This window comes from Hymenobacter agri (assembly GCF_054778495.1).
In genome coordinates this window covers 1-10,568 of sequence record NZ_BAAGZM010000098.1, presented here as the reverse complement: position 1 = coordinate 10,568, position 10,568 = coordinate 1, and the positions used below count along the sequence as shown (strand labels likewise).

Here is a 10,568-nt window from a genome sequence, read left to right as displayed (position 1 = left end):
TCGCGAGCGCAGCGAAGGCGCGGGCCGCGGCGGCAACGACCGCCCCCGCTACGACAAGCGCCCCGCCCAGGCATCCAGCATCGACATGCTGTTTGGCCTGCGCCCTATTCTAGAAGCGCTGAGCGCCGGCCGCACCCTGGAAAAGATTTTCCTGCTGCGCGGCACCAAAAACAGCCTCGTCACGGACATCTCCACCGCCGCCCGCGAAGCCGGCATCCAAGTGCAGCTGGTGCCCGTAGAGAAGCTCGACGGCCTGACGCGCAAAAACCACCAGGGCGCGGTGGCCTTCGTGTCGCCCATCGACTACGCCCCGCTCGACAACATCGTGTCCGGGCTGTTTGAGGAAGGCAAAGTGCCCTTCCTGCTACTGCTCGACCGCATTACCGACGTGCGCAACTTCGGCGCCATTGCCCGCACCGCCGAGTGCCTGGGCGTGCACGCGCTGGTGGTGCCCAGCCGCGGCGCGGCCCAAATCAACGGCGACGCGCTCAAAACCTCGGCCGGCGCCCTCAACCTGCTGCCCGTGTGCCGCGAGGTGAGCCTGCACGAAACCGTGCGCTACCTGCAGCAGTCGGGCATCACGGTGGTAGCCTGTACCGAAAAAGCCGACGAGGCCGTGGGCAGCGCCCAGGTCGACTTCAGCGGCCCCGTGGCCGTGCTCATGGGCTCGGAGGAAGACGGCATCTCGCCCGACCTGCTGAACCTGGCCGACGTGAAGCTGAAGGTGCCCATGAGCGGCCAGATTCAGAGCCTGAACGTGGGCGTAGCCGCCGGCATCATGCTGTTCGAGGTGGCGCGCCAGCGGGCAAGCTAGAACGATAACTCCCCTCCTCAGTTGAGGAGGGGACGTTTGTGCGCCAGCACAAGCTGGGGTGGTTGGCCTCGTTGAACGAAAACAGAACGACCTGCTGGCAGCGCTTGCGCTTGAACCAGCAGGTCGTTCTGTTTATCGCCGTCGGCGCGGCCGATTTCCCCATTTCAGCCTTTGGCTGAAACATCCCCTCCTGAGCTGAGGAGGAGAGTTGTGGTGCTTAGTTATACCCCGCGCCCTTCTTGGCCTTCACGTCGGCCACGAACTCCTTCACGCGCTGCTCCTCGCTGCGCTTGCAGATGAGTAGCACGTTGTCGTACTCGGCCACGATGAAATCTTCGAGGCCCTGCACCACCACAAGGCGCTCCGACGGCGTTTTGATGACGCAGCCGGTGGTGTCGTAGAGCAGCACGTCGCCGTTCACCATGTTGTTGTTGTCGTCGCGCTCGCCGATGCGGTGCAGCGAATCCCAGGTGCCCACGTCGCTCCAGCCGAAATCGGCGGGCAGCACGTACACGTTATCAGCCTTTTCCATCACGCCATAGTCGATGCTGATGTTGCGGCAGCGCGAGTAGGCCTCGCCGATGAAGGCTTCTTCCTGCGGGGTGCCCAGCTGCTCGGCGCCTTCGTCGAACACCTCGGCGATGTCGCTCAAATACTGGTGGAAGGCGTGCAGAATCACATCAGCGCGCCACACAAACAGGCCTGAATTCCAGAGGAAGTCGCCGCTTTCCACGAACATCTTGGCAATTTCCAGATTGGGCTTCTCGGTGAAGGTCTTCACCTTGTGCAGCTGGCCGCCGGGCAGGCTTTGCTCGTCCATGTACTGGATGTAACCGTAGCCGGTGTCGGGGCGCGAGGGCTGAATGCCGAGCGTGATGAGCACGTCGTTGGCCTGCGCCGCATCGATGGCAATGTTGATGAGGCGGCGGAACTCATCTTCGCGCAGCACGGCGTGGTCGGCCGGCGTCACGATGATGGTGGCCTGGGGGTCGCGCTGCGCGATGCGGTAGCTGGCGTAGGCGATGCAAGGCGCCGTGTTACGGCCAATGGGCTCGCCCAGAATCTGGTCGGCGGGCAGGTCGGGCAGGTGCTCCTGCACCAGGGCCGTGTAGTCGCGGTTCGTCACCACGAACACGTTTTCGGGCGGGCATACGCCGGCAAAGCGGTCGACGGTGAGCTGCAGCATGGAGCGGCCCACGCCCAGCACGTCATGAAACTGCTTCGGATGGTGCGTGCGGCTGAAAGGCCAGAACCGGCTGCCAATGCCGCCGGCCATAACGATGAGATACGTAGAATTCATTATGACAAAGGTAAGGCCGAAGCCGAACGTACGGCGATGTCCTGCGAAGCGGTGCCTCGCTTCGCGTTGCAACAACTGGGGGATGGGCGAGGCGAAACACCGCTTCGCGATACACTACACCAGCCCTTCGCGCAGCAAATCGTGCAGGTGAATGAAGCCGGCAAATGCCCCGTCCTCCGTCACCACCAGCTGCGTGATGTTGCGGCTCTGCATGCGGGCCAGGGCCTCGGCGGCGAAATCGTCCACGTCGATGGTGGCGGGGCGGGGCGTGAGGATGTCGCGGGCGCGCAGCTTTTCCAGGTCCGAGAAGCTGCCCAGCATGCGGCGCAGGTCGCCATCGGTGATGATGCCGGCGAGCTGGCCGGCAGCGTCGAGCACGGCGGTGGCGCCCAGGCGCTTGCCCGAGATTTCGAGCAGCACGTCTTTCAGCGCAGCATCTTCCTGCACCTGCGGGCGCTGGTTCTGGCGGCTGAGGTCGCCCACTTTCAGATAGAGGCGCTTGCCGAGGGTGCCGCCGGGGTGCAGGCGGGCAAAGTCGGCGGCGGTGAACTGGCGGCTTTCGAGCAGGCACACGGCCAGGGCATCGCCCAGGGCCAGGGCGGCGGTGGTGCTGGTGGTGGGGGCTAGGTTGTTGGGGCAGGCCTCTTTCGTCACCGGCGCGTGCAGCACGTAGGTGGCCTGCCGGGCCAGGTAGGAGTCGGCGTTGCTGACGAGGGCGGCCAGCGGCACGCCCTTGCGACGCAGCAGCGGCACCAACACCTTAATCTCGGGCGTGTCGCCGCTTTTACTGATGGCAATGACGAAATCGCCGGGCTGAATCATGCCCAGGTCGCCGTGAATGGCGTCGGCCGCGTGCATGAACAGGGCCGGCGTGCCGGTGCTGTTGAGCGTGGCCACCATTTTGCCCGCAATGTGGGCGCTTTTGCCAATGCCCGTCACCACCACGCGGCCCTGCAATTGCAGGATGGCCTGCACACAGGCCGCAAAATCGGGCGTGGCGGCCAGCGCGTCGGCTACGGCGCGCACGGCATCGGCTTCTTCGTGCAGCACCTGGCGGGCAATGGCGAGCACACTGGCGGATGCGGCGCTGGCGGCGGCACTGCCTGCGGAAGAATGGACGGAAGCGGACATGAACACGAGATGAGGTTGATTTTGCAAAATTGGGGGATAGAATTTAAGCGCCATCCATTTGCCGCAAGCAAGCACCAACCGGCAGCGGGGTATGTAGCCGCCGCCGCACCGGTCGTTTTCGCGCTCTCCGGTCAGATTCTCCGTCTTTGGCCCGTGCGTTTCCGCTTTATGAGCCAACGATTGCAGTAGGTTGCAGCCCGTGCGGCTGGCGGCGGGCCGCGGACGGCAATATGACAAAATTGTTTTCCACAATTCGCAAAAACGGCCCGTTTTCATCGTCGAAATAGGGGTTATTGCTTATCTTCGTTATGAACCGCGAGTCGGTAAGCTTTTCACCAGCGCCTTCATCTTATGTCTTCAGTTGCCCTTCAGGAAGCCCCGGCCCTTACCGCCGATTTGAAACATACACTCAAGGAAGTATTCGGCTACGGCCAGTTTCGGGGAACTCAAGAGGCTGTTATTCAAAACGTGCTGGCTGGACACAATACGTTCGTGATTATGCCCACCGGCGCGGGCAAAAGCCTGTGCTACCAGTTGCCGGCCCTGGTGGTACCGGGCACAGCCATCGTTATTTCGCCCCTCATCGCCCTGATGAAAAACCAGGTCGACCAGCTCGGGGCCTTCGGGGTGAATGCGCAGGTGTACAATTCGACCCTGACCAAAACCGAAATGAAACGGGTGCAGAAAGACGTGATGAGCGGCGAGGTGCGCCTGCTCTACGTGGCGCCCGAAAGCCTGACCAAGGACGACACCATCGAGTTTCTGCTGAAAAGCACCATCAGCTTCGTGGCCATCGACGAGGCCCACTGCATTTCGGAGTGGGGCCACGACTTCCGGCCCGAGTACCGCAAGATTCGCGGCATCATCGACAACCTGGGCGGCAACGTGCCCATTATCGCCCTCACGGCCACGGCCACGCCCAAAGTGCAGCTGGACATCCAGAAGAACCTGCACATGGACGATGCCAGCGTCTTCAAAACCAGCTTCAACCGCACCAACCTCTACTACGAGGTGCGCGCCAAGCACAACACCAAGAAACAGCTGATTCAGTACGTGAAGCAGCACAAGGGCAAGGCTGGCATCATTTATTGCCTGAGCCGCAAGAAGGTGGAGGAAATTGCCGAGCTGCTGCGCGTGAATGACGTGCGCGCTCGCCCCTACCACGCCGGCCTCGACCAGCAGACCCGCATCGACAACCAGGACGCTTTCCTGAATGAGGAGTGCGACGTGATTGTGGCCACCATCGCCTTCGGCATGGGCATCGACAAGCCCGATGTGCGCTTCGTGGTGCACTACGACGCGCCCAAATCCATCGAGGGCTACTACCAGGAAACCGGCCGCGGTGGCCGCGACGGCCTGGAGGGCGACTGCCTGATGTTTTACAGCTACGACGACATCCTGAAGCTGGAAAAATTCAGCAAGGACAAGCCGGTGACCGAGCGCGACAACGCCCACCAGCTGCTGCAGGAAATGACGAACTACGCCGAGTCGTCGGTGTGCCGCCGCAAGCAACTGCTGCACTATTTCGGCGAAACGCTGGAGAAGGACTGCGGCTTCTGCGACAACTGCAAGCACCCCAAGGAGCGGTTTGAGGGCGAAGCGGCCGTGGGCCTGGCCCTGCGCGCCGTGGTGCAGACCGAGGCCCGCTTCAACCTGAACCACATCGGGCAGGTGCTGCTGGGGCTGAGCAATCCGCACATCGAGAGCTACGGCCACAACGCCCTGCCGATTTACGGCACGGGCAAGGAGCTGGGCGACGCGCAGTTCTGGCACTCGGTGCTGCGTCAGTGCCTGCTCAATGGCCTGCTGGAGAAGGACATCGACAGCCTGGGCCTGGTGCGCATTACCGAGAAGGGCATGGACTTCATCGAGAATCCGCGCTCCATCACCCTCACCCGCGACCACAACTTCGAGGAGGAGCAGAAGGCCGACGAGGAAAAGGAGGAAGTGCAGCACGCCGCCGGCCACGACGAAGCGCTGTTCACCCAGCTGAAGGAGTTGCGCCGGCAGGTAGCCAAGCAGAAAAACCTGCCGCCCTACGTCCTCTTCCAGGACCCGAGCCTGAAGGAGATGGCTACCACCTACCCCACCACCCTGCACGACCTCACGCACGTGTCGGGCGTGGGCCAAGGCAAGGCCCAGAAGTTTGGCGCGCCCTTCGTGGCCGCCATCAAGAAGTACGTGGAAGACAACGACATCGAAACCGCTGAGGACGTGGTGGTGAAGTCGGCCGTAAACCGCTCGAAAATCAAAATCTACGTCATTCAGCAGATTGACAAGAAGATGATGCTCGAAGACATTGCCTCGTCGAAGGGCATCACGATGGCCGAGCTAATGGAGGAAATCGAGCACATCTGCTACTCCGGCACCCGCCTCAACATCGACTACTACCTCGAAGAAATGGTGGAGGAAGAAGTGCAGGACGAGATTTACGACTACTTCATGAAGGCCAGCACCGACAACATTGCCGTGGCCATGAAGGAACTCGGCGACGACTTCACCGAAGAGGAGCTGCGCCTGGTACGGGTGAAATTCCTGAGCGAAGTAGCCAACTAACAATCACATTATCTGGCTTTTCACCAAGTAACGCAACACATAAAAAGCCGCCCCGGCCGGGGCGGCTTTTTTGTTGATACCTGAACAATACCCTGCTAGCCGCGTATGGTCAACCACGGCTATTCTGCTGTTTGGCAAGTGTTTTAGGGCTGATTTATGTGGATAGTATATGCGCTGCTGGCGGCCCTGGCCTCGGCTTCGGTGGTTACGTTGTCGAAAGCCGCGATTAAGGATGTACCGCCCAGCCTGGTGTTTGCCATTGAGGCCGTGCTGATTCTGGCGGTGGCCTGGGGCACGGTGCTGGCGCAGGACCTGCTGCCCGAAATCGGCAAGATTGAGCGCAAAACCTGGCTGGTGCTGGTGGCAGCGGGTATCCTCACGGCCACGTCGTCGCTACTGGTTTTCCGGGCCCTGTCCATCGGCGATGCCTCGCGCGTTTCGCCGCTCACCAACATCACGCTGGTATTTTCGGTCACGATGGCGGCCGTTTTCCTTAAGGAGAAGCTGACCTGGCAAGTCGTACTGGGTGCGGCACTCATGGCCGCCGGGGCCATCTTCATTGCCACTTCCAAACCGGCCGCCAAGCCGAGCCAAACCAGTGCCGACAAGGGCCGTCCCGCGAGCGGAACAACTATTTACGAATCGTAGCGCGCCCCATAACAGCTTTTGGCGGGGCATTCACCACCTTGGCCATTAGCAGCTAATTCAAGCCCGACGCCAGCAGCGCTTCGGCTTCGAGCAGCAGCGAGGCGCTCATCAGCAGGTCGTAGAGCAGCAACAATTCTTCGAGGGTGAAGACGAATTTCTGGCAGGCGGCCACGCCGGGCAGCACTAGGCAGCGCGCCTGCGGGTCGGGTTGGTAGCGGGCGCTTTGCTCGTAGAGGCCGGCGATGGTGGCGCGCCACTCGCCGAGCTCGGCCAGCTGCAGGCGCAGGGCCACGTTGCCGAAATACACGTGCAGGCAGCAGCCCTCGGGGCAGCGCGCAATACAGCCTAAGTCGTTGTGATGCAGGGAACGGCACATAGCGAGCAGGAAAATGAAGCGGATAACGGGAATGCGGCCGCCGCCCGTCGGCATCCACGCTGGCGGGCGAGCCGACACGGCCGGAAACGCCATTGGCGCTGCGTTCAACGGCTCCGCACAGCGGCAAAGGTATCGGGCGGAATGAAGCACGCAACACTATTTAGAATTATTCTAAATAATTTTTATTCCGGTCATTCCCTGCCCTACCTTTGCCCTTAAATAGAATCTGTCTAAATAACATACTGATGAACGGCCCGCATTTCCGCTACCTAATTTTGCTGCTAACCCTTTGCTCATTACCCGCTTGGGCCCAACAGACGGGCAGCATCGTGGGCCGCGTAACGACGACCGATGGCGGCGCGGCCGAGTCGGTGAGCGTGGGGGTGCAGGGGCAGCCGCTGGGCAGCATCACGGGCAGCGACGGGCGCTACCGCATTGCGGCGGTGCCGGCGGGCACCTACACGGTAGTGGTTTCCTTCGTGGGGCTGAAGCCGGCCGAGCTGCCGGTGACAGTGGTGGCCGGGCAGCGCGCCACGCTCGATTTCCGGCTGGCCGAGAGCACGGCGCAACTGCAGGAAGTAGTGGTGCAGGGCGCGCGGGTCAACAAATTCAACCGCCCCAGCAGCGTGGATGTGGCCAAAATGCCGCTCAAAAACCTGGAAAACCCGCAGGTGTACGCCACCGTGGGCAAGGAATTGCTGACCGAGCAGCTGGTGTTCAGCGTGGATGAGGCGACGCGCAACGTGCCGGGCCTGCAAAAAATGTGGGACGCCACCGGCCGCGGCGGCGACGGCGGCGCGTTCTACGCCAGCCGGGGCTTCGTGACCTCGAGCCAGCTGCGCAACGGCGTGGCCGGCAACGTGACCAGCGACATCGACGCCATCAATCTGGAGAAGTTGGAGGCCATCAAAGGGCCATCGGCCACGCTGTTCGGCAGCGCGCTCACCTCCTACGGCGGCCTGCTGAACCGCGTGACCAAGAAGCCGTTCGAAACCTTTGGGGGCGAGGTGACGGCCGCGGGCGGCAGCTACGGCTTCCACCGGGTGAGCGCCGACGTGAACACGCCACTCAATGCCGCTAAGACGCTGGCTTTCCGCCTGAACACGGCGTACACCTACGAGGACAACTTCCAGAATGCGGGCTACGCGGGCTACACGCGCAACCTGGCCATTGCGCCCAGCCTGCAATTTGCTCCCACCGACCGGCTGACCATTAACCTGGACGCGGAAATTTACCGGGGCCGCAACATCGGCAAGCAGATTATCTACTTCGACTACCGCGAGCAGGTGAAAAACCTGGGCTTTGCGCGGGCCGACCAGGCGCCGCTCGACTACCGGCAGTCGTACCTGGGGCCGGGCCTGACGCAGGATTCGCGCAGCACCAACCTGTTTGGGCAGGTGCGCTACCGAATTTCGCCCAGCTTCACGTCGACCACTTACCTGTCGTCGAGCCGCAGCTACTCGCAGGGCAAGGGCCCGTATTTCTACTTGATTTCCAATACGGTGTACGCGCTGGATTCGCTGGCGGCGCTGGGCAAAACGGCCCCGGCGGCGGGCCTGCCCCGCCGCGCCGGCGTGCACAGCCTGTACCGAGCCGACCAGTCGACCAATAGCCAGAGCGACACCTACGAGGTGCAGCAGCTATTCAACGGCGATTTCCAGCTGGGCGGCCTGCGCAACCGCGTGGTATTGGGCCTTGATTTCCTGCGGATTAATTCCAACCTAGACTTTTTCGGCGGCAATATCGACGCTGTGCGACTGGGCCTGGACGCCGATGCCTACCGCACCTTCAGCGGGGCGGCGGTGGAGGCGAAATACGCGGCCAACCCTGCCCTGCCGCATTATCTGGTTACGACTAAAGTCAACACCTACAGCGCTTTCGCTTCGGACGTGCTGAACCTGATTGACCAGCTGAGCGTGCTGGCGGCCTTGCGCCTCGACCGCTACGACAATAAGGGCGGCATCTATTACTCGCCCGTAACGGCCTACAACCAAACGGCCCTCTCGCCCAAATTCGGCCTGGTATACCAGCCGGTGAAGGACCGGGTGGCCATCTTCGCCAACTACCAGAACAGCTTCACCAACCTGAACACCAGCTACGTAGACCAGGCAGGCGGCACGCGCATTACGAAGCCCGAGCGGGCCAACCAGTTGGAAGGCGGCGTGAAGCTCGACGCGGCCGGCGGCCGGCTGAGCCTGACCGCGAGCTACTACGACATTCGGGTGCAGAACATTCTGCGTACCATCGGCTACACCGCCAATTTCGTCATCATCGGCGTGCAGGACGGTACCCAGCGCAGCCGCGGGGCCGAGCTGAACCTAACGGCCAGCCCCCTGCCGGGCCTGAACGTGGTGGGCGGCTTCGCCTACAACAATTCGGCTTTCGTGAACACGTCCGACAACGTGAACGGCTTCCGGCCCGCCACGGCTTCGTCGCCGTACCTGGCCAATGCCTGGGTGAGCTACCGGCAGCCCGCGGGCGTGCTTCAGGGTCTGGGCGCGGGCTTCGGCGGCAACTACGCGAGCGACAACAAAATTGTGAACAGCGTATCGCAGGGTACTTTCATTTTGCCCGCCTACACGGTGCTCAACGCCAGCGTGTTCTACGACCAGCCCAAATTCCGCCTCTCGGCCAAAGTGGACAACCTGACCAACCAGAAATACTGGGTGGGCTACACCACGATGAACCCGCAGAAGCTGCGCAGCATCGTGGGCTCGGTGGCGTATAAGTTTTAGGTGGCAGCGAATGCGAAAACACGGTCATGCAGCGCATTCTGCGCATCAAGCAGAGACGAAGCATCTTGCCCGCCACCACTAATTTTCTTCACGATTGGGGCTGCTGCCATAAGCGAGATGCTTCGTCTCTGCTTGATGCGCAGAATGCGCTGCATGACGTTCTTTTAATCTTTCAAACGCTCCCATGACCATTAAGCAAGCCGTTGGCAAACTGCACCTTTGGCTGGGGCTGGCCTCTGGGCTAGTGGTATTCGTGGTGAGCCTGACCGGGGCCATTTTCACGTTCCAGGACGAAATCCGGGACCTTACCGAGCGCGGACGCAAGGTGGAGCCGCGGGCTACGCCGCTGTTGCTGCCCTCGCGCCTGCAAGCGGCCGCGCTGGCCCGGCACCCCGGCGTAGACCGCCACACCACCTGGGTCACGTATTTCGGCCCCGAGCGGGCGGCCACGGTGTTTTTCACCGATTCGGCCCGGCGGCCCATTCTAGTGTCGCTGAACCCCTACACCGGCCGGCTGGTGAATGAGCAGAACCTGCAACGCCACTTTTTCAGCATCGTGCAGGAAATTCATATGACGCTGCTGCTGCCCGAGCCGGCGGCCAAGTGGGTGGTGGGCGGCAGCGTCATCATCTTTCTGCTGATGCTGGGCACCGGCTTGGTGCTGTGGTGGCCCAAACGGAAGCAGGAGCGGCGGCAGCGCCTCACCATCAAATGGCGCGCGCGATGGCGACGCGTGAACTATGACCTGCACAGCGTGCTGGGCTTTTACGTGGCCAGCGTGGCCGGGCTGCTAGCCCTCACGGGTTTGTTCATGGTTTTTCCGGCGCTGCTCGATGCGGCCGTACTGGCGGCCAACGGCGGCCGCACCTACCCGCAGGAAACCGCGGTGGCCAGAATAGACACGCTGCAAGCCGTGCCCGCCGCTACCCAGCCCCTGCCCGACCTGATTTACCGCGCCGTGCGCCGCCGCTCGCCGCAGGCCGAAATGATTCTTCTCGGGCCCACCGG

General features: G+C 62.2%; 8 protein-coding genes. 5 read left to right on the top strand and 3 right to left on the bottom strand.

The window, feature by feature from the left end:
- Positions 1 to 814, top strand: an 814-nt coding sequence (gene rlmB, locus ACYVDE_RS07570) for a 23S rRNA (guanosine(2251)-2'-O)-methyltransferase RlmB (protein ID WP_460500879.1), incomplete at its 5' end; no start/stop codon positions are given.
- Positions 815 to 1,031: 217 nt separating this feature from the next.
- On the opposite strand, the gene ACYVDE_RS07565 is transcribed toward rlmB, so the two are convergent.
- Complete coding sequence (locus ACYVDE_RS07565; RefSeq protein WP_460500878.1) at positions 1,032 to 2,114, bottom strand: mannose-1-phosphate guanylyltransferase; 1,083 nt, start codon at positions 2,112 to 2,114, stop codon at positions 1,032 to 1,034.
- A 114-nt stretch (positions 2,115 to 2,228) separates the two neighbouring features.
- The gene (locus tag ACYVDE_RS07560; RefSeq protein WP_460500877.1) at positions 2,229 to 3,245 is read right to left on the bottom strand and encodes a KpsF/GutQ family sugar-phosphate isomerase; all 1,017 of its coding nucleotides are present in this window, start codon (positions 3,243 to 3,245) and stop codon (positions 2,229 to 2,231) included.
- 351 nt (positions 3,246 to 3,596) lie between these two features.
- On the opposite strand from ACYVDE_RS07560, the gene recQ reads away from it, so the two are divergent.
- Together recQ and ACYVDE_RS07550 are read left to right on the top strand one after the other, a co-directional pair.
- On the top strand, positions 3,597 to 5,801 hold the full coding sequence (gene recQ, locus ACYVDE_RS07555) for a DNA helicase RecQ (protein ID WP_460500876.1): 2,205 nt from the start codon (positions 3,597 to 3,599) through the stop codon (positions 5,799 to 5,801).
- 156 nt (positions 5,802 to 5,957) lie between these two features.
- Positions 5,958 to 6,449 carry an EamA family transporter gene (locus ACYVDE_RS07550; RefSeq protein ID WP_460500875.1) on the top strand — a complete coding sequence of 164 codons (492 nt, stop codon included), beginning with the start codon at positions 5,958 to 5,960 and terminating at the stop codon, positions 6,447 to 6,449.
- Between the two features lie 52 nt (positions 6,450 to 6,501).
- On the opposite strand, the gene ACYVDE_RS07545 is transcribed toward ACYVDE_RS07550, so the two are convergent.
- On the bottom strand, positions 6,502 to 6,825 hold the full coding sequence (locus ACYVDE_RS07545; protein WP_460500874.1) for a hypothetical protein: 324 nt from the start codon (positions 6,823 to 6,825) through the stop codon (positions 6,502 to 6,504).
- A 275-nt stretch (positions 6,826 to 7,100) separates the two neighbouring features.
- Here ACYVDE_RS07545 and ACYVDE_RS07540 point away from each other — a divergent pair, with 275 nt between their 5' ends.
- Entirely contained in the window at positions 7,101 to 9,560 is a 2,460-nt protein-coding gene (locus ACYVDE_RS07540) for a TonB-dependent receptor domain-containing protein (protein ID WP_460500873.1), read from the top strand.
- A 184-nt stretch (positions 9,561 to 9,744) separates the two neighbouring features.
- A partial coding sequence (locus tag ACYVDE_RS07535) for a PepSY-associated TM helix domain-containing protein (RefSeq protein WP_460500872.1) occupies positions 9,745 to 10,568 on the top strand: 824 nt, incomplete at its 3' end.

Coding starts and splice junctions, on each gene's coding strand:
- ACYVDE_RS07550 (WP_460500875.1), top strand. CDS start 5,958: ATGTGGATAGTATATGCGCTGCTGGCGGCCCTGGCCTCGGCTTCGGTG.
- recQ (WP_460500876.1), top strand. CDS start 3,597: ATGTCTTCAGTTGCCCTTCAGGAAGCCCCGGCCCTTACCGCCGATTTG.
- ACYVDE_RS07545 (WP_460500874.1), bottom strand. CDS start 6,825: ATGTGCCGTTCCCTGCATCACAACGACTTAGGCTGTATTGCGCGCTGC.
- ACYVDE_RS07565 (WP_460500878.1), bottom strand. CDS start 2,114: ATGAATTCTACGTATCTCATCGTTATGGCCGGCGGCATTGGCAGCCGG.
- ACYVDE_RS07560 (WP_460500877.1), bottom strand. CDS start 3,245: ATGTCCGCTTCCGTCCATTCTTCCGCAGGCAGTGCCGCCGCCAGCGCC.